The 17,933-nt window shown below is 62.4% G+C and carries 19 protein-coding genes; 11 read left to right on the forward strand and 8 right to left on the reverse strand.

What is annotated here, in order from left to right; all coding sequences use genetic code 11:
- The first annotated feature begins 120 nt into the window (after positions 1–120).
- Positions 121–957: an SDR family oxidoreductase gene (locus EEB12_RS18940; protein WP_141488310.1), complete on the forward strand. Its 837-nt coding sequence runs from the start codon at positions 121–123 to the stop codon at positions 955–957.
- Between the two features lie 54 nt (positions 958–1,011).
- On the opposite strand, the gene EEB12_RS18945 is transcribed toward EEB12_RS18940, so the two are convergent.
- Positions 1,012–2,019 (reverse strand): NAD(P)H-dependent glycerol-3-phosphate dehydrogenase, encoded by a 1,008-nt coding sequence (locus EEB12_RS18945; protein WP_019745531.1) that lies wholly within the window; start codon positions 2,017–2,019, stop codon positions 1,012–1,014.
- 97 nt (positions 2,020–2,116) lie between these two features.
- Positions 2,117–2,845 (reverse strand): FadR/GntR family transcriptional regulator, encoded by a 729-nt coding sequence (locus EEB12_RS18950; RefSeq protein WP_019745530.1) that lies wholly within the window; start codon positions 2,843–2,845, stop codon positions 2,117–2,119.
- A 133-nt stretch (positions 2,846–2,978) separates the two neighbouring features.
- On the opposite strand from EEB12_RS18950, the gene EEB12_RS18955 reads away from it, so the two are divergent.
- The 4 genes from EEB12_RS18955 (at position 2,979) to EEB12_RS18970 (ending at position 6,538) form a co-directional block, all read left to right on the forward strand.
- Positions 2,979–4,367, forward strand: coding sequence for a GntP family permease (locus tag EEB12_RS18955; RefSeq protein ID WP_019745529.1), 1,389 nt, complete (start codon positions 2,979–2,981; stop codon positions 4,365–4,367).
- Between the two features lie 12 nt (positions 4,368–4,379).
- Positions 4,380–4,910, forward strand: a complete 531-nt coding sequence (locus EEB12_RS18960; RefSeq protein ID WP_020909302.1) for a gluconokinase — start codon at positions 4,380–4,382, stop codon at positions 4,908–4,910.
- Positions 4,911–4,985: 75 nt separating this feature from the next.
- Positions 4,986–5,423, forward strand: coding sequence for an SRPBCC family protein (locus EEB12_RS18965; RefSeq protein ID WP_141488311.1), 438 nt, complete (start codon positions 4,986–4,988; stop codon positions 5,421–5,423).
- Positions 5,424–5,566: 143 nt separating this feature from the next.
- Positions 5,567–6,538, forward strand: coding sequence for an alpha/beta hydrolase (locus EEB12_RS18970; RefSeq protein WP_141488312.1), 972 nt, complete (start codon positions 5,567–5,569; stop codon positions 6,536–6,538).
- Positions 6,539–6,546: 8 nt separating this feature from the next.
- On the opposite strand, the gene EEB12_RS18975 is transcribed toward EEB12_RS18970, so the two are convergent.
- Genes EEB12_RS18975 through EEB12_RS18985 form a run of 3 tightly spaced genes read right to left on the reverse strand, consistent with a single transcriptional unit; the run spans position 6,547 to position 8,821 of the window.
- Positions 6,547–7,350: a transglutaminase-like domain-containing protein gene (locus EEB12_RS18975; RefSeq protein ID WP_141488313.1), complete on the reverse strand. Its 804-nt coding sequence runs from the start codon at positions 7,348–7,350 to the stop codon at positions 6,547–6,549.
- 59 nt (positions 7,351–7,409) lie between these two features.
- Positions 7,410–7,976 carry an NTP transferase domain-containing protein gene (locus tag EEB12_RS18980; protein ID WP_141488314.1) on the reverse strand — a complete coding sequence of 189 codons (567 nt, stop codon included), beginning with the start codon at positions 7,974–7,976 and terminating at the stop codon, positions 7,410–7,412.
- A 2-nt stretch (positions 7,977–7,978) separates the two neighbouring features.
- A complete protein-coding gene (locus EEB12_RS18985; RefSeq protein WP_021331857.1) occupies positions 7,979–8,821 on the reverse strand; it encodes an alpha/beta hydrolase in 843 nt (280 codons plus the stop codon).
- A 146-nt stretch (positions 8,822–8,967) separates the two neighbouring features.
- Here EEB12_RS18985 and EEB12_RS18990 point away from each other — a divergent pair, with 146 nt between their 5' ends.
- Positions 8,968–10,077: a DUF6670 family protein gene (locus EEB12_RS18990; protein WP_141488315.1), complete on the forward strand. Its 1,110-nt coding sequence runs from the start codon at positions 8,968–8,970 to the stop codon at positions 10,075–10,077.
- Between the two features lie 18 nt (positions 10,078–10,095).
- A complete protein-coding gene (locus EEB12_RS18995; protein WP_141488316.1) occupies positions 10,096–10,671 on the forward strand; it encodes an AAA family ATPase in 576 nt (191 codons plus the stop codon).
- Here the strand turns inward: EEB12_RS18995 and EEB12_RS19000 are convergent.
- Both EEB12_RS19000 and EEB12_RS19005 read right to left on the reverse strand, forming a co-directional pair.
- Positions 10,654–11,298, reverse strand: coding sequence for a formylglycine-generating enzyme family protein (locus EEB12_RS19000; protein ID WP_181447542.1), 645 nt, complete (start codon positions 11,296–11,298; stop codon positions 10,654–10,656). The genes EEB12_RS18995 and EEB12_RS19000 overlap by 18 nt on opposite strands.
- 26 nt (positions 11,299–11,324) lie before the next feature.
- Positions 11,325–12,845, reverse strand: coding sequence for a PucR family transcriptional regulator (locus tag EEB12_RS19005; RefSeq protein ID WP_241896065.1), 1,521 nt, complete (start codon positions 12,843–12,845; stop codon positions 11,325–11,327).
- Between the two features lie 175 nt (positions 12,846–13,020).
- Between EEB12_RS19005 and EEB12_RS19010 the strand changes: the two genes are divergently transcribed.
- Both EEB12_RS19010 and codB read left to right on the forward strand, forming a co-directional pair.
- On the forward strand, positions 13,021–13,485 hold the full coding sequence (locus tag EEB12_RS19010; protein WP_003940577.1) for a nucleoside deaminase: 465 nt from the start codon (positions 13,021–13,023) through the stop codon (positions 13,483–13,485).
- The gene (gene codB, locus EEB12_RS19015) at positions 13,482–14,813 is read left to right on the forward strand and encodes a cytosine permease (RefSeq protein ID WP_141488318.1); all 1,332 of its coding nucleotides are present in this window, start codon (positions 13,482–13,484) and stop codon (positions 14,811–14,813) included. Before EEB12_RS19010 ends, codB begins: the two co-directional genes overlap by 4 nt.
- A 94-nt stretch (positions 14,814–14,907) precedes the next feature.
- On the opposite strand, the gene EEB12_RS19020 is transcribed toward codB, so the two are convergent.
- Positions 14,908–15,753: a mechanosensitive ion channel family protein gene (locus EEB12_RS19020; RefSeq protein ID WP_024487521.1), complete on the reverse strand. Its 846-nt coding sequence runs from the start codon at positions 15,751–15,753 to the stop codon at positions 14,908–14,910.
- An 86-nt stretch (positions 15,754–15,839) separates the two neighbouring features.
- Between EEB12_RS19020 and EEB12_RS19025 the strand changes: the two genes are divergently transcribed.
- On the forward strand, positions 15,840–16,478 hold the full coding sequence (locus EEB12_RS19025; protein ID WP_003939783.1) for a DUF2461 domain-containing protein: 639 nt from the start codon (positions 15,840–15,842) through the stop codon (positions 16,476–16,478).
- 428 nt (positions 16,479–16,906) lie between these two features.
- Positions 16,907–17,899 (forward strand): ABC transporter substrate-binding protein, encoded by a 993-nt coding sequence (locus EEB12_RS19030; RefSeq protein ID WP_007729992.1) that lies wholly within the window; start codon positions 16,907–16,909, stop codon positions 17,897–17,899.
- The last annotated feature ends 34 nt before the right edge of the window (positions 17,900–17,933 follow it).

The raw sequence follows: 17,933 nt of genomic DNA on the forward strand, positions 1-17,933 counted from the left end.
CGCGGCCGTAGTCATCGCGTGAAGGCGCTCATATCGTGGAAGTCGACGAGTGGTCGTGCCGGGACTTCCCGCGGCCACAACCGCAGCGACGAAGACCGTCGACGATGACAAGGATTCGTTTTGGACGACAAGAACTTCCGCGGACGAACCGCGATCATGTCCGGGGGAAGCCGTGGCATCGGACTTGCCATCGCCCGTGCGATAGCGCGCCGCGGCGGAAACGTCGTGTTGCTCGCCAAGACCGATACGCCTGACCCCCGGTTGCCCGGAACAATCCACACGGCTGTGGACGAGTTGAACGAGCTTGGGGGTCATGCCGTTCCCGTCGTCGGTGACGTGAGGAACGACGACGACATCGCGCACGCCGTCGATGCAGCGGTAGAGCACTTCGGTGGTATCGACATCGTGGTCAACAACGCGAGCGTCCTCGACATTTCGAAAACCGAAGACCTCGCGATGAAGCGATTCGATCTGATGCAGCAGGTCAACGTCCGTGGCACTTTCGCGCTCACCCGAGCGTGCCTTCCGTACCTTCGGGTTTCGGCCAACGCGCACGTATTGACGCTGTCGCCACCGCTCAACTTTTCGCCGCACTGGTTGGGTGCTCATCCGGGCTACATGCTGGCCAAATACGGAATGACATTGGCGGCCTTGGGTATCGCCGCGGAGTATTCAGGTGCACCGATTTCGAGTAATTGTCTGTGGCCGGAGACCATGATCGCCACGGCGGCCGTCGGAAACCTGCTCGGGGGAGACGACAGTATCGATCACTCGCGTTCACCCGAGATCATGGCCGATGCGGCTGTCGAGATTCTCGGACGTCCCGCCGGCACGGAAAGCGGTCGGACGGTACTCGACGTCGATGTCCTGCGCGAGGCGGGGATTTCGGACTTCTCGCAGTACGGCGGTCAGTCACCGTTGGCGATCGACATCTTCGTCGACGCTCCAATTCCGTGATCTCGGGCGATCTACAGGTATCTAGCCAAATCGCTAGATACCTGTAGATCTTCCTCACGCCACCTCGTGCTCGCCGCCCGGGGCAACTTTCTGAAGTCCGCGATATGCGTCGCTGGCACTTTGGCGACCACCGATGACGGCCTCGACCTCCGCGGCAATCGGCATGTCGACTCCGTATTCGCGAGCCAGATCCATGACGGTAGGGGCAGTTTTTACTCCCTCGGCGACCTGGCCGAGCTTGGCGACCGCCTCCTCGACGGTCAATCCCTGCGCCAGAGCTTCGCCGACGCGACGGTTGCGAGAAGTCGGAGCCATGCAGGTGGCGATCAAATCGCCGACGCCCGTCAAGCCGGCAAAGGTGCGCGGGTTGGCGCCCATCGCTTCACCGAGTCGGGTCATTTCGGCGAGACCGCGCGCGAGCACCATCGCACGAGTGTTGTCCCCGACTCCCAGGCCGTCGGCCATGCCCGAGGCGATGGCAACGATGTTCTTGAGGATGCCGCCGAGTTCACAGCCGAGCACGTCGGTGTTGCGGTAGACGCGGAAGACGGACGACGCGAACAGGGGTTGCAGCGCGGCGGCGACGCGATCGTCCTGGGTGGCCACGACCGATGCCGCGGCCATGCCGTCGACGATCTCCTTGGCGATGTTGGGGCCCGCGAGCAGTCCGACGGGATGGCCGGGCAGGCACTCGGCGATCACTTCGGTGGGACGCTGCCGGGTGCCGGGCTCGAGGCCCTTGGACAGTGACAACACCGGGACCCACGCCCGAACCTCGTTGGCGATCTCGGCGAGGGTGGCGCGAACGGCGTGCGAAGGCACCCCGCATACGAGTACGTCCGCTTCACGAGCGGCTTCGACCAGATCCGAGGTTGCCTTGAGGCCCTTGGGAAGTTTGCGCTCACCAAGGTATTTGGAGTTGGTCCGTTGCGAATTGATCTCGTCGGCCGCTTCGGAATTTCGTGCCCACAGCAGGGTGGGAGTGTTGCGGGCAGCGAGGCCGGCCACCGTGGTTCCCCACGATCCGGCACCGAGGACGACGACGCGTACCGGGCGGGCCATCAGAGTGCGCTGTTCTGGGTAGCGAGTGCTGTCATGGCGCCAAGCGTTCCACTTGCGGAGCAGTTGCGGGCCAATTCCGGCGAGTCTGTGGCTCGACTTACAGATGAGGCGGCGGTTCGGGGCTTTCGCGCATTGTTTCGACCGCTTCTGCGGATTCCGCGACGATCGAGCGCATCGCGGTTTCTGCAGCGTCGGCGTCGCCGGACTGAATGGCTGATGCGACCACTCCGTGCAGGTGAATCGCTTCGGGGTCGGCTTCGTGGGGCATCAAGGAGTGGCGTGTGCGGCCTTCGAGTATCTCGACGACGATCTGCGACATCGCCCGCAGCATCGGGTTACCGGAGGCGGCGAGCAGGGTGCGGTGGAAGTCGGAGTCATGGCCGAGATAGGCACCGGTATCGGCAGCGCGAGAGGTAGCTGACATGCCGATGACGGCTGCGGTCAGAGCGCCGCACTGCTCGGGTGTTGCGCGAGTTGCGGCCAGTCGCGCCGCCAGGGGCTCGATACCGGAACGGAGTTCACTCAGGATCGAAAGCTGCTCGAACCGATCAGGACCGGCCAGTTGCCAGCGGATGACATTGGGGTCGAGCGAGTTCCAGTGTTCGGAGCCCAGGATGGTGATTCCGACGCGTCGACGAACCGAAGCCAATCCGAGAGATTCGAGAACGCGGACAACTTCGCGGATGACGGTTCGCGACACGTCGTAGCGCGTTGCCACCTCGTCGGCGGAGATCGTGGTTCCCGGGGGGAGCACACCACCGACTATGTCTTGGCCGAGCTGTTCCAGCATCGAGTCGTGTAACTGCTGAAACGGGACAGAAGGCATACGTAGATCGTCCCATGCGTATGGAGTAAGCCCGGTGCAAGGCGAATAAATACTACAAATTAGTGTCTGCTCTTGAAATTGTAGGTTAATTAAGGAACAGTGACCTCAATCACTCATCGGACTGGGAGTCCCTATGAACACCACAGCATTGCTGGCGGCCGAGGTCGTCCCCGCTGGTAGCGACGCACGATTGATCATCGCTGCAGTCGCCGGCGTCGCGGTCATCATCGCGCTGATCACCTGGCTCGACCTGCATCCCTTCCTCGCGCTGTCCATCGGCGCGGTAGGTGTCGGTCTGGCGGCCGGCCTCGGTTCGGCAGAGTCGGTTGCAGCATTCGCCACCGGTTTCGGATCGACCATGGGAAGCGTCGGAATCCTGATCGGTTTCGGCGCGATGTTCGGCAAACTCCTCGCCGATTCCGGTGGTGCCGACCGAATCGTCGACACACTGGTCGGCCGCTCCAGCACCAAGGCGCTCCCGTGGACCATGGCTCTGGTCGGCGCTGTCATCGGTCTGCCGATGTTCTTCGAGATCGGTCTCGTTCTGTTGATGCCGGTCATCATCCTCGTCGCGCGGCGATCCGGATTGTCCCTGATGCGCATCGCGATCCCCACCCTCGCCGGCCTCTCGGCCATGCACGGGTTGGTTCCCCCGCACCCAGGGCCGCTGGTTGCAGTCTCGGCATTGAACGCAAACCTCGGCCTCACGCTCGCGCTCGGTGTCCTCGTCGCGATCCCCACTGTTGTTCTCGCCGGTCCGGTCTTCAGCAAGTACGCAGCGCGGTGGGTCGACGTGAAGGTTCCGGATCTCTTTGTCACAGGCGAAGATCGAGGTGAAGAAGAGAAGCAGCAGCGCCCTTCGTTTGCGGCGACTCTCGCAGCGATCCTCCTCCCGGTTGTTCTCATGCTGGGCAAGGCATTCGCCGACGTGATCGCACCCGATTCCGAGGCACTCCCCAAATCCGTCCTCGACTTCCTCGGAACACCCGTTGTGGCTTTGGGTCTCGCGGTTCTGGTTGGAATGGTGCTGCTGGGTCGCGGCGGCGGAATGGACCGCAAGGCCATCTCGAAGTCACTCGAGAGTTCCCTACCTCCCATCGCAGGCATCTTGTTGATCGTCGGCGCCGGTGGCGGTTTCAAGCAGGTCCTGATCGACACCGGTATCGCCGGAGTGATCGCCGACGCGATCAAGGGCAGCAGCCTTCCCGTGCTGTTCCTGGCCTGGCTGGTAGCGGTATTGATCCGCGTCGCAACGGGTTCGGCAACGGTGGCAACGGTGACGGCGTCGGGCATCCTCGCTCCGGTTGCGGCCGACCTCTCGTCCGCACATGTCTCGCTGATGGTCTTGGCGATCGGCGCAGGCTCGCTCTTCCTCTCGCACGTCAACGACGCCGGATTCTGGTTGGTGAAGGAGTATCTGGGCGTCAGCGTGGTACAGAACCTCAAGACCTGGACCGTGATGGAATGCATCATCTCGGTATCGGGCCTGGCCGGAGTGCTCGTGTTGAGCGCATTCATCTAGGTAGGCGAGCACATGAACAGCGAAGCGGCACAGCAGAAGCAGTATCCCGTGCTCGTCCTGATGGGTGTCTCGGGTTCGGGAAAGTCGACGGTCGGGGGCATGCTCGCCGGAGCGATGGGCTGGGACCTTCAAGAAGGCGACGATCTGCACCCGCAGGCGAACATCGACAAGATGGCGACCGGGCATCCGCTGAACGACGACGATCGCTGGCCCTGGCTCGACAAGATCGCCGTCTGGATCAAGAGCCATACCGACGCCGGTCAGCCGGGCATCGTCACGTGTTCGGCACTCAAGCGCAGCTACCGCGACGTGCTTCGCGGTGAGCACGTCGTGTTCGTGCACCTCGCCGGTTCGCGGGATCAGATCGGCCAGCGATTGACCGCCCGCCTCGATCACTACATGCCCGCCTCGCTCCTCGACTCCCAGATCTCGACGCTCGAGGCCGTCGACCCGGACGAGCAGGCCATCGTCGTCGACGTGGGCGGTAGTCCCGCCAAGATCGCGGAGGAGATCCTGCGACGGGTGGAGACGTTCGAGTACTGAGCTCGCCAGGCGTGTAAGCACCCGAGGTTCGGGTTACGGTGCATGGGTGACTGCTGCTGCTCAGACGGCCTGATCGTGACCGACTTCGACTTCCACAGCGTCTGGACGCTCCCGGCCTCTGCCGACCGCGTCTACGCCGTTCTCGCGGATGCCGAGCGGTATTCGCAGTGGTGGCCTCAGATACGCCGAGTCCGGGCGACCGACGAGCGCTCGGGCTCCATGGCCATCCGCAGCGCTGTCCCTCTGACGCTGCTCGTCTTCGGGCGACGCGAGGTCGAAGACCCCGTTGCCCGCCATCTGCAAGTGCGTCTCTCCGGGGCCATGACCGGGTGGAGTAGTTGGGTGGTACGCCCCGCTGAATCTGGCTGCGTCGCCGACTTTCGGCAACAAGTAGCGGTGTCCGGAGCGCTCGGTCTGGCCTCGAAGATCGCGAAGCCGGTATTCGAGTGGAATCATGAAGCGATGATGCGTGGCGGGCACCGCGGACTCTCCGCTTATCTCTCCCAGCCGTGATTGCGAGCCAAACTTGCACACACTCGAGTAATTTATGCCTACCCGTCGTGTCGTTTTGGCGCAGCGTCAGTTATCGTTCACAACAGCAGTCGACAAGTATGTGTAACTCACATGCACAAAACGTCTTGACCTGGGAGGACGCTATGTGGACGCGAGATTCGACGGTATGGCATTGGAACGTGAGTCCGCGAGCGCGGGTTATCTTCTGTCTGACCAGGACGTTCGTGAAGCCGATGTTCACCCTCTGGCCGACCACCGAACGCGGCATCCGCCAACTCGAGCGGCTCGACGCGATGGCGGACAAACTGCCGAAGCCGAAGAACCTCGACATCGAGCCTTTCACGCTTGGTGGTGTGCCAAGCGAGAAGGTGCAGCATCCACGCAAAGCGCAGGGCGAGTTGGCCGGAGCCACGATCCTCTACTTCCACGGCGGTGGGTTCGTCTTCTGCGGTCTGGCAACGCACCGCGCGCTGTGCGGTTTGCTCTCGGCGAAGGCCGGAGTGCCGGTGATCTCCGTGCGTTACCGTCAGCTGCCGGAAGGTTCCATCGGCACCTCCGTCAAGGATGCGATGGCCGCGTACACCGCGTTGCTCGAGACAGCGGAAGACCCGAACAAGATTGTGCTTGCCGGTGATTCGGCGGGCGGTTACCTGGCCATGAAGGTCGCCGAAATTGCCGCACTGCGCGGAATCACGCGGCCCGCTGCCGTGGTGGGATATTCCCCTCTTCTCAACGTGAACCTCGAGGACCACGATCCCGATTTCATGAAACGCGATGCCTACCTGCCGATGTCACAGGTCGAAAAGCTCAAGGACCGGTGGCTGGAGGGTCCGGACGAGATTCCTGGTGCGCAGTCTCCGATCAACGCCGACGCCAGTCTGATTCCGCCGTCGTTCCTGGTGTCCGCCGAATACGAACTGATGCGTCCGGACGTCGAGATCATGACCGAAAACCTGATCAAGGCAGGACAAGCCGTCGAAACGCACATCTGGAGTGGGCAGATCCATGCTTTCCCGGTGATCGGCAAAGCTCTTCGGGAGGGTAAGGCGATCGTTGATCTCACGGTCAAGTTCCTCGAGCGAACGATGGCCTCGCAGAACCAGATCAGCGCCTGAGGTGTTTGTCAGCCGATCGACGTGAGTGTTGCGTAGTCGTCGTTGTCGAGAACGCCGTCGACGACTGCGCGAACTTCCGAGGCATGCAACGTGATCGAACCGCCGTGGTTGTCGAGGAACGCGGTATCCGCGGCGTCTCGCCCGGTCGAGATCCGCACAAGATTGCTGCGCGGCGCCAATTGCGTTGCGTCGACCACGCGCCACACGTTGTCGATACTGGCTTCGACGACGGCGTGAAAATCCATCGGATCGCAGCCCGGCGCGTAGACGGCCACCAAGCGCGCGGGAATCCCCACCGCGCGTAGCAGCGAGATGGTCAGGTGCGAGTAGTCGCGGCACACTCCGGCGCCTGCGAGCAAGGTGTCTACCGCGCTGTCGGTGCCGCGACTGGTGCCGGGAACATAACTCAAATGTGTACTCACCCAGCGGGTGACTTCGAGGAGGAGTTCGGCCGGGGGAGTGGCGAGATCGAATTGCCCGGCGACAAAACCGAAGAACTTGTCGGCCTCGGCATAGCGACTGGGGCGCAGATATTTCGACACGTCGTAGTCGCCGACCGACGACGGTTCTGCGCGGCCGATCACGGTCGCGTCGTAGCTGACGATCAGTTTGCCTGGGGCACAGTCGAGTAGGTGAATTCGGGTGCCGTGTTCGGCGATGATCTCACGGGGTTCGATCGGATTGCCGTCATGGACGAACGACATCGTTTCCAGCAGTTCGACACCCGGCGCGCGCGTCACCGCGATCTTGAACTCCAGATTGGTCGCCTCGTCGATCTCGATGTCGAGCAGGGCGGCGACGGTACGTTTCATCGGATCATCTTTACACCGAATTCGGACACCCACCACCTGGGAGGATTGTGACAGTGCGATCAGGCTTCGGGATAGTCGACGTCGACGCCGCTGCTGAGGTCGCTGCACTCCACCAACTCCACGCCGTGTTCGCGTAGATAGGTGTTGGCGCCGCCGTCCCCGGTGAGTGACTCTGCAAGCGTCGGCCAATGGTCGCGTCCGATCAGGACAGGATGGCCGGGCCTTCCGTGAAAGACAGCTCTTCGCAGTATGTTTCGTGATGGGATGCCCTGACCCGCGATTCGCGTCACGGTGTCGGTGTTCAGGTCCGGGACGTCGACCAGGGAGATCGCTGCCGCCTCGGCACCCTCGATCTGCATGGCTGCCTCGAGTCCGCAGCGTAGTGATGCGCTCATTCCCCGTTTCCAATCCGATTTCACCACAATGACATCGGTGGTGGGCAGCAGTTCGACGGCGTCCTCGGCCTGTGCGCCGAGAACCACGATGACCGGTGAGAGTCCGGCGGACTGCAGCGTCGCCACCCCGTGGCGAAGCCAAGGCTGGCCGTCCGTGCCCGTAACGAGAGCTTTCGGTTTGCCCATGCGGGATCCGGCCCCGGCAGCCAGCAGGATCCCGCACGTCGACATGATTATGCTCCGGTGACCCGCGGGCGCAGCCACTCGATCAGATCGTTCAGAACCTCTTCCTGCTCAGGCTCATTGAAGATCTCGTGATACAAGCCCTCGTATACCTTCAAGGTGACGTCCGAAGAACCGGCCAACTCTGCTACGAGCTTGCTGCCGGCGGGGTCCGTCAATCGGTCGTCCGAGCCGTGTTGAAGCAGTACTGGAATGGTGAGCGATGGCAGGCGCGCCGGGAAGCCTTCCGCGGCGGTGATCATGCCGCGCGCAATTCCAGCAGGAACCTTGCCGTGGTGAACCAGCGGGTCGGCGTTGTACTTGTCGACGACCTTCTGATCACGAGATACGGCAGCCGCTTCCAGGTTTTCGACAGGCACGTCGGGGAGGTACTTGCCGACGATCTTGCCCAACTGCATCACGATCTTCGGAGTGCCGGTTGCGATGATCACAGCAGGTCCGGACAGGGCGAGTGCTTTGAGATCGGCCTGATGGTCGAGGGCATAAGAAAGTGCGATTGCGCCTCCCATACTGTGGCCGAGCAGGAACTTGTCCTTGCCGGGATGTGCCGCCGTCACGATCGAGAACAACGTGTGGACGTCGTCGGTGAAGTCGGAGAATTCCTTCAGGTGAACGCGCTTGCCGCCAGAGCGTCCGTGTCCGCGATGGTCGGGTGCGTACACGATGAGCCCGAGTTCCCCGAGCCGCGCAGCAACATGGTCGTAGCGCCTCGCGTGTTCGCCGAGTCCGTGGCACAGGACAAGAACCCCGGTGGGTTCGCGGTCCGGTGTCCACACGTCGTAGACGATCTTGGTGCCGGCTACTCCGGTGAACGACGACTCTTCGTGCTGCATTGTTGCGCCCTCTCTGCGACCGGTTCCGGTACGCGGATTCTCACATGCTATTCGCCCCGTGGGCAGGGCGCGGGTGTTCAGGGTGTGAGGTCGTCGAGGAAACTTCGACACTTGTTTGTTACGGCTGGTTACATTAACTTAGGGGCGTGACCGGACAAACCGTTGATCGTTCCGACCCTGTTCCAGCCACCCGCTCGCGCCGATTGTGGCGACCCGCGGTTCGGGCCTTGCTGGACGGCGCGCTACCGCTGATCGACAAGCGAATGGCGGAATCGGTACGCCCGTTCGATCGGCCCGAGATGATGCGTCCGCACCTGGCTTCGCGGAAGTTCGCGTGGACGCACTACGGGATCTTCGTTCCCCGGCTGCCAGGGCCTTTCCGTTACCTCAACATCATGACGTTGATCGGTGCAACCGGGACGGTGGTGTTCGACAACGACTATCTCGCTGCACCCGACGCGCGAAACACTGCAACCGTGCTGAGTTCTACCGCAGCGCCGGGGCATCACTTCTATCGGGCGTACGACGCGGCCGATGAGTGTGCGTTCGAAGAAGATGGTTCGCGAATCGCCTTCGGTGACAACCTGATCATCGACAACAGCTATCCGAAGTTCCGTGTCACCGGACGATACGACTCTTTCGACGTCGATCTCGAGATCGTGGCATCAGATCAAGCGTCGTGGTTCGTGCGCAATCCCGTCTACGACCACGTCAGTCTGCTGGCGCAGTGTTCCGGGACGATCTCGAGTCCGGATGGCCCGGTGAGTATTTCGGCTCCGTGCACCGTCGAATACGCGCGGTGTATGACACCGCAATCGTTGACCCGCCGCGCCCTTCCCGAGTCCTGGAAGCTCCCGGCCGATTTCTTCACCTACCAGATCGTTCAGCTCGACGACCGGCATCAATTGTTGCTCACCGATGTTCGAGCTTCAGGGGTTACGGCGTGCAAGCTCGCCTACATTCGGACGGTGGACGGCAGCGCAAGAGTCTTCGACGATGTGGTGTTCGACGTACTCGAGTACGCTGACGCATTGCATGTCGACCCGCAGGGACGTGAGATGCGTGTGCCGCGCGTACTGCGTTGGCAGGTACGCGATTACGGCAGGGCGATTGTCGAGTTCGAGGCCGAGATCGACTCGGAGTGGCGCTATGGCCACGGTAAGGGATACGTCGGCGCGTACACCTACAGGGGAAACTTCGACGGTGCGTCGATCAACGGCACCGGTTACATCGAATGGGTGGACTGCGAAGTGTAAGGCACCTAGTGTGTATCGGTGCCTTTCGTAGACCCCGCCTCGCTGACGACTCGTCCGCAGAAGATCCTTGTCGCGGGGACCTCGGGCGCCGGAAAGACGACCCTCGCCGGTCGAATCGGGCAGCTTCTCGGGATCGAACACACCGAGTTGGACTCGCTGTTCCACGGGCCCGACTGGGTTCCGCTCGAGAGTTTCGAAACCGAAGTACGACGCTTTTCCAGTGAGCCGGCCTGGGTGACCGAGTGGCAGTACGGTGCGGTGCGTGAGCTTCTGGCCGAGCGTGCGGACCTGATGCTGTGGTTAGATCTGCCTCGGCGGACGGTGATGCGCCAGGTGATCACACGAACCGTGCGTCGGCGATTGCAGCGAGAGGTGTTGTGGAATCGCAACATGGAGCCGCCACTGCACACCATTCTGTTCGATCCGGATCATGTGGTGCGCTGGGCCTGGCGAAGCGACGGACGCAACGGCGAGCGTATGGCCACGGTCCTTGTCGATGTGCCGTCGCTGCTGATAGTTAAGCTGCGCAGTCGAGAAGAGATCGAGGCTGTGCTCGAAGTCCTCGGCCGTCTGCCCTCAGATCGTCTGAGCTAGGCGAAATCCCAGGTCGTCGATGGCAAACGTCGGGTGGCTTCGCCTCCGTACGGTAGCGCCGCAACCGCGCTCACTTTCGGCCCAACTGCCGCCGCGGAAGATCCGGTACGTGCCGTAAACCTCGGGGTCGTAGAGATCCCAGCACCATTCCCAGACATTGCCGATCATGTCGTACAGGCCCCAGTTGTTGGGTGCCTTCATCCCGACGTCATGTGCTCGTCCCCCTGAATTGTCGCTGTACCAGGCAATCTCGTCGATTTCGCCGTAGCGGTAGCCGGAGGTGCCGGCTTTGCACGCGTACTGCCACTCGGCCTCGGTGGCGAGTCGGTAGCCGGTTGCCGCCCGGTCCCACCAGGGAGACTCGGTGTCGATGTCGTGATACACGGGCGACAGACCGTCCGCGACTGACAGTGTGTTGCAGGTTGCGATGACGTCTTTCCACGAGAGGTCGACCGCGGGTTTGCTCGGATCGTCCGCCGAATCTCCGTGAAGCAGTGCCCTGGTGGTGAGATGGCGAGCGAGGCGGAATGATTCGACTTTCGAGGTCCACGCAGTGCCTTTGCGATCGTCTCTGAGATGCACCTCGCCGGCAGGGATCTCGATCATCAATTCCGCTGCTCCGGTCATTCGTTCATCATCGCAGAGGTTGTCGCTCACCCGGGGAGACGCTCGAACGCAGCTTGTGGGTCAAGGCCGGTACGCATGCGCCATGCGGTCAGTGCAAGCCCGAGACACACCACCTGCGCCGGATCGTCGAGGGAAACACCCATCAGCTTCTCGATACGCGTGAGCCGTGCATAAAGCGACTGGCGCCGAATGCCGAGGAAATCCGCGGTTCTCACCTTGCCGCCCCGATGTGCGAGGTACGCGTCGAGTGTCCGGACGAGGTCGGCGGAATGTGCTGTGTCGTAAGCGATCAGCGAACCGAGTTGCTCCGTGACAAACGAGGACAAGGAAGCGGGTGTCGTGCCGGCGGCGAGCAGTCGCTGGACGCCGACGTCCCTAGCGAGGATCACTCCGGTCCGGGTGCCGAAACGCCGCGCGATCTGGACGACTTCGCGAGCTTGCGCGACCGCCGCCCCGACGCCCGACAGATCCTCGACCGGCGTCGCCACTCCGAGCGTGCGTACCGCGGAACCGCCCGGCCCGCGGCGTAGCAGCTCGTCGGCTTCGGTGAACGCAGTCCGCACTCGAGCGGGGGATGCGGACGCCCATCCATGCGCGAGCACGATGACGTGATTGGCCGCAGTCCCGACGACACAGGAGCCGAGCACGGCCCGCACGGCGTCGCGTACTTGGTCAGCGAGCTCTCGAACCGGCGTTTGCCGATCGATGTCGACAGCGGCGACGAGGACGTGGTGCCCCTCCGACAACGGCGTCCACCCGGCCGCTGTCAGTCGCTCGGACAAGTCGCCGTGCGATGTGAGCACACCGCCCACCACGTCGGTGATCACCGACTGGGCGAGTGACTGTCTTGGGCCGAGATCGCCGTGACGGCCGAGTTCCAGAGCCACCGCGACGGCGGCGCAGTTTGCGACGGCGGTTCGGCGTGTAGTTGCGGGCCCGCACAGGACAAGTCGACCGAGTGAGTTCGTCGGACCGCGTACGTCGTGGATCGTGCGTTCGGTCTCGGATCGCTCTGCGCCGGTTGTGCTGCGCTCGACGGTTCTGCCATCCGCGTCGAGGAGATCGACGCCGCACCCCGCGAGTCGTGACACCTTGTCGAGCAGCGCGGTCATACCCTGGCCTGCCACCACGAGACTCAGAAGTTCTTGCCAGACAGGCTCGCCCGCCTGTGCCGAACCGAGAGTGCGGCGGAGCATGAGGTCGTGAAAGTCTTCGACCATCCGCTCGAAGGGCACTACTGCGTGCAGGGCCAAGAACGCGAGCCCGCGTCGGCGCGATGCTTCGACGAGTTCGGGAGGGGCCGTGAGGAACGAGCGGCCGACCTCCATCGCGAGCGCGACGCATCCCGCGTCCGCCAACTGGTCGATGTAGGCGGTGAGCTGCTCGGGAGATCGCCCGTGCAGACCGAGGCCCGTGGTCAGGAGGACCTCACCTCCGGACAGCAGCCCACCCATCTCGTACACCTCGGACGAATGGACCCAGCGGACCACCGCGGTGTCGACGTCGCCCGCGAGAACCTCGATTGCGGCGGCCTTGAACGAGGGCATCGCAAGAACTTGTCGCAGAGTCGGGAGCATTTCTATATCGTCCGCCGAGGGGGCACTTCGTCATAGAGCTAGTTCTGCCGAACTGACAGGTTGTCCCTTGTCGGGCTGTTACCACCGTGGTCGGATTGTGACACGAGCCACAATCGACGATTTTGGTCAGACTCCAGGAGCGCACATGAACCACCCGGCACACACCGATGAGTATTTTCTCGGACTTGCGATCGAACAGGCGAAGATCGGTTGGGAGGAGGGCGGCGTGCCGATCGGCGCGGCGCTGATTCACCGCGGCGAGGTTCTCGCAGTCGGACGCAACCGCCGGGTCCAGATGAACAGCGCCATCCGTCATGGAGAGACCGACTGCATCGAGCGCGCCGGACGACTGCCGGCCTCGGTGTATCGCGAGTGTGTCCTCTACACGACTTTGTCACCGTGCTTCATGTGCGCCGGAACGGCGCGCCTGTACGAGATCCCTCGAATCGTAGTCGGCGAAAATCGTTCCTTCGAGGCGTCGGAAGAATGGTTGCGCAGCAGCGGAATTCAGGTCGACGTCGTCGACGACGCGGAGTGTGTGGCACTGATGGACCGCATGCTGGCCGAGCGCCCGAGCCTGTGGCTCGAAGACATCGGCGAAGTTGTATGAGCAGCGCCGTCGAACCTGCCACGGCCGCAGGCGATTCGGAGAGCGCAGGCCCCCCGGTCGATCCTGACTATCCCGTTACTCCGGTTCCGCTTCATGCGCGAAAGCCGTTCTTCTCGCTCGCGGTGGTGTTGCTGGGGTTCACCATCTTCACACCGACGATGTTGGCCGGAGCAGCGCTCGGTACCGCGTTCTCGTTCTGGAAACTGATGGTGGTGATCGCCGCCGGATCCGCCATCTTGGGGGTCTACGTCGCCATGATGGGGTTCGTCGGAGCTCGAACCGGGCTGACGACAGTTGTGATGGCGCGCTACAGTTTCGGCACTCGCGGGTCCAAGCTCGCTTCGATCCTGCTGGGCGGTACCCAGATCGGCTGGTACGGAGTCATCATCGGCACGATCGGCGATCTCACCGCGCAGGCATTGGGCTGGGATTCCTATCTCGCGCGGGCGTCGGTGATGATCGCGGCGAGCATCTTGATGTGCATCACCGCCTGCTACGGCTACCGCGGAATGTATTGGGTCTCGCTCGTCTCGACGCCCTTGATCCTGGCGTTGGCCTGCTGGGTCGTGTTCCGGTCCCTCGAGGAAGTCGGTGGGTTCTCCGGCCTGGTCTCGGTTCAACCGCAGACGACCATGACGATCGCGCTCGCAATCACCACTGTGGTCGGCACGTTTGTATCGGCGGGAACGCAAGCGCCCAACTGGACCAGGTTTGCCCGTTCCGGATCACAAGCGGTGTGGGCCTGCGTTATCGGGTTCCTCCTCGGAAACGGATTGATGATCCTGTTCGGTGCCATCGGAGCCATCACGTTCCACGAAGGTGACTTCGTGCTGATTCTCTACAACCTCGGGCTTGTCGGCTGGGGCCTGGTCTTGCTGTTCGGGAACCTCTGGAAGAGCAACGCCGACACCGCATACGCCTTCGGGGTGGCCGGCGCCGAATTGTTCAGAAAGCCCCGCAAGACCCCGTTCGTCATCGGTGGGTGTGTGATCGGCACGGCGCTCGCTCTGACCGGTGTGCACAACCATCTTGTCGACTATCTGAGCCTGCTCGGAACGTTCATCCCGCCATTGGGCGGTGTGATCATCGCGGACTTCCTGTGCCGCTGGCGGCGCGGCATTCCCGAGGGTTACACCCCGCAGCCGGTCCACTGGCGAAACCTCGCCGTCTATGCCGTCGCAGCGTTCCTCGCTTGGCTTTCCGGTGAGTTCGAGGTGGGAATCCCGCCGCTGATCGGAATCGTGGCAGCAATTGCTCTGACGATGTTCCTGCACAGGGTGTTTGGCAACAGCTCGGCAGATCGGGAGGTCTCGACCTCCACCGTCTGAATCGTGCTTCAGGCACCAGCGAGCCCCCGGTGGTTTCGACCCCGCCGGGGGCTCGCGTAATTGATGGAAAGGGCAGACGATTCCGTCTCAACCGTCAGCGCAGAACAGGCAGGTAAGGTGCCTCGATTCCCTGCTCTTCGAACGCAGTCAGCGCCGAGCGTGCAAATGCGCGCTGGACTGCCCACTGGCGCCCAGGCTTGACCTGCGCCGTCACTCGAATGGTAATTGCCTCGGCAGTAACCGAATTGACTCCCAGCATCTCCGGTTTGTCGATCATGTCCGCCCTGATCGGTTCGGACTCCGCCGCCTCGAGGACAGCTCGCGTCGCCACCTCGCACGCTTTGTGCACGTTCGCGTTGTGGGCGATCGGGAGATCGAGAACTGCAGTGGCGTAACCCTGACTCATGTTGCCCACTCGCAGGATTTCGCCATTGCGGCAGTACCACAAGGTGCCGTTGGCATCTCGAATCGTGGTGACACGCAGGCCCACTGTTTCGACGGTGCCGACCGCGTCGCCGAGATCGACGACGTCGCCGACACCGTACTGATCCTCGAGCAACATGAAGATGCCGGAGAGGAAGTCACGCACCAGGTTTTGTGCACCGAAACCGATGGCAAGACCGATGACTCCGGCGGATGCGATGAACGGCGCGACGTTGATCCCGAGAATGCCGAGGATCTGCAGCACACACCAGACGAGGATGACGATGGACACCGTCGATTTGAGTACCGAACCGATGGTCCGGGCTCGCTGCGATCGGCGCTCGTTCACCTTGGCGTTCGGAGACTTGCGAGGCTTCGACATTCGATCGATCCCGCGGTGCAGTGCGAAGCGCAGAACGACTGCGAGCGCCACGTAGATCGCGATCTCGACGGGTCGGTGTATCAGCCAGTCTCGGTTGGTGTCGGTCAGTTCCCATGCTTGTATTTCGGAAATCATCCCCATGCATTCTACGGATTCCGGCCGATCCGGGCATCGTCGCAGGGCAGGCGGTCCAAAGCCGTACAGGCAGCTAGGCTTACGCCATGGCTGCGTTCACTGGCATACCCGTTGCTGCACTCGACTTCTACGAAGACCTGGAGGCCGACAACAGCAAGACCTGGTGGGCAGCGCACAAGGAGACGTACGACGAAGTGGTTCGTCGTCCGATGGCGTCGTTGACCGCGGCGTTGGAGGACGAATTCGGCACGGCCAAGCTCTTTCGGCCATATCGTGACGTTCGATTCTCGAAGGACAAGATCCCGTACAAGACGCACCAGGGAGCGTTCGTCGGTCTCGCCGAGAGCTGTGGCTACTACGTGCAGATCGACGCGGCAGGGTTGATGGTGGCCGGTGGTTTCTACGCCAGCAGTTCGGAGACCATCGCGCGTTATCGTGCGGCTGTCGACGACGACGTTCGAGGGCCGGAGCTCGAGAAGATCTTGGCCTCCGTCGAGAAGGCCGGATTCACGATCGGCGGCGACAAGCTCAAGACGGCACCTCGCGGATACACGGTCGACCACCCGCGGATCGAATTGCTGCGTCACAAGTCGCTGACTGCTGGTCGTAGTTACCCGAGCCCGTCGTGGCTGGACAGCGCCAGGACATTGAAGGAAGTTCGCACAGCGTGGCGCGCACTGACGCCCTTGGTCGAATGGTCCGGACAGGTGCTCGGACCGAACTGACTGTCCGACAGAAAAGTGTGACGTAGCCGTAGGAGAGTTCACCTCGAGTTCATCGAAACTCGAGACGCCTGGGGCTAGCGTGATGTGTGTAACCGAAAGTTTCGGCCCCGCTTCGAGTCGCAGCGCCGCAGTTCGAAGCCATTTTCTCTCGATCGACATCGTGAACAACCCGTGTCAGTGGAGACCATCATGGCTATGTTTCTCGCTCTCGTCCTGATCATCTCGGTCCTCGGAATCGTCGGCACCTACCTCGCGTTCAGTGCGGTCTACTTCGTCGAGATGCGCAAACTCGACAAGTAAGGGGTGCGAATTGGCCTGATTCGACTATTTCAGGGCCGATCGCGACGACCCTCCCTGCGTACGCTGTTAGGGCATCCTTATCCGCTCGCAACAGTGGATGATTCATTTCTTCTGGAGGTTCGACACGCATGCCCGCTCAATCCACGCTCTTGCTTCCCGAGGGCTACTCCGACAACCGCCTCGTTTCGGACCTCACACGTCGGCAGTTCGGCTTCGGTGCCGGGATCGCCGGACTGGGCGCGTTCCTGGCGGCCTGCGGTGACAGCGGGAGCAGTTCGGGTGAAACCGAAATGCGTTCTGTGACGACACCTCTCGGTACCTACGACATTCCCGTCAATCCGAAGAGGGTTGTCGCGATCGACTCGCGGCTCGATCTGGAACCTGCTGTAGCTCTGGAACTTCCGCTCGTCGGCTACACGTACGCCCAGGCGACACCGTGGGTGCCTATCGATTCGTCGGTGCCGTTCCTGTCGGAGATCCCCAACCGCGAACAGATCTTGGCGCTCGAGCCCGACCTGATCGTGTGCCTCAACTACGAGAGCGAGTGGTGGCCGGTCGCCGAGATGTCCACCATCGCACCGGTTCTGACGACCGAGTTCACCGACGACTGGCGTACAAACCTCTCGCGGCTGTCGGGCTGGCTCGGTCGAACGGCCACACTCGATCGATTGACGCTCGACTACGACAATCTGATTTCCGACATCCGCAGTCGTCATGCCGAGAAGATTGCGTCCAAAACCGTTGCCAGTGTCTCGTTCATGCCAGACACGAACACGCTGTACGTCACGAGCATCCGTACGTCCGAGAAGGGCGACAAGCCCAGCGACATGACGCTCGGCGACATCGGTGGCAAAACTGCCACCTCGGAGGGCCTCGATCCCGAGGGCGGCGTCAGCCTCGAAGGCCTCGATGTGCTGGCCGGCGTCGACGGCTTCATGATCACCGAAAACGAGGACAGTGCCGCGTACCAGGCATTGGTGGCGAGCAAGCTGTGGCAGCGACTCCCGGCAGTGCAGGCTGGCAACGTCACCAGTCTGGGTGGCTCCACGTTCTACGGTTCGATCTACACGATTTCATACGTGGCACAGGGTTGGGATGCCCTGTACAACAAGATCAGCTGAAGCCTCTGCCGACCGGACCGATGAGTTTCGGTAA

The organism is Rhodococcus sp. WS1, from assembly GCF_003797745.1.
GTDB classification, from domain to species: domain Bacteria; phylum Actinomycetota; class Actinomycetes; order Mycobacteriales; family Mycobacteriaceae; genus Rhodococcus_F; species Rhodococcus_F erythropolis.

Coding starts and splice junctions, on each gene's coding strand:
- EEB12_RS18945 (WP_019745531.1), bottom strand. CDS start 2,019: ATGGCCCGCCCGGTACGCGTCGTCGTCCTCGGTGCCGGATCGTGGGGA.
- EEB12_RS18950 (WP_019745530.1), bottom strand. CDS start 2,845: ATGCCTTCTGTCCCGTTTCAGCAGTTACACGACTCGATGCTGGAACAG.
- EEB12_RS18955 (WP_019745529.1), top strand. CDS start 2,979: ATGAACACCACAGCATTGCTGGCGGCCGAGGTCGTCCCCGCTGGTAGC.
- EEB12_RS18960 (WP_020909302.1), top strand. CDS start 4,380: ATGAACAGCGAAGCGGCACAGCAGAAGCAGTATCCCGTGCTCGTCCTG.
- EEB12_RS18970 (WP_141488312.1), top strand. CDS start 5,567: ATGTGGACGCGAGATTCGACGGTATGGCATTGGAACGTGAGTCCGCGA.
- EEB12_RS18975 (WP_141488313.1), bottom strand. CDS start 7,350: ATGAAACGTACCGTCGCCGCCCTGCTCGACATCGAGATCGACGAGGCG.
- EEB12_RS18980 (WP_141488314.1), bottom strand. CDS start 7,976: ATGTCGACGTGCGGGATCCTGCTGGCTGCCGGGGCCGGATCCCGCATG.
- EEB12_RS18985 (WP_021331857.1), bottom strand. CDS start 8,821: ATGCAGCACGAAGAGTCGTCGTTCACCGGAGTAGCCGGCACCAAGATC.
- EEB12_RS19000 (WP_181447542.1), bottom strand. CDS start 11,298: ATGACCGGAGCAGCGGAATTGATGATCGAGATCCCTGCCGGCGAGGTG.
- EEB12_RS19005 (WP_241896065.1), bottom strand. CDS start 12,845: ATGCCCTCGTTCAAGGCCGCCGCAATCGAGGTTCTCGCGGGCGACGTC.
- EEB12_RS19010 (WP_003940577.1), top strand. CDS start 13,021: ATGAACCACCCGGCACACACCGATGAGTATTTTCTCGGACTTGCGATC.
- codB (WP_141488318.1), top strand. CDS start 13,482: ATGAGCAGCGCCGTCGAACCTGCCACGGCCGCAGGCGATTCGGAGAGC.
- EEB12_RS19020 (WP_024487521.1), bottom strand. CDS start 15,753: ATGATTTCCGAAATACAAGCATGGGAACTGACCGACACCAACCGAGAC.
- EEB12_RS19025 (WP_003939783.1), top strand. CDS start 15,840: ATGGCTGCGTTCACTGGCATACCCGTTGCTGCACTCGACTTCTACGAA.
- EEB12_RS19030 (WP_007729992.1), top strand. CDS start 16,907: ATGCCCGCTCAATCCACGCTCTTGCTTCCCGAGGGCTACTCCGACAAC.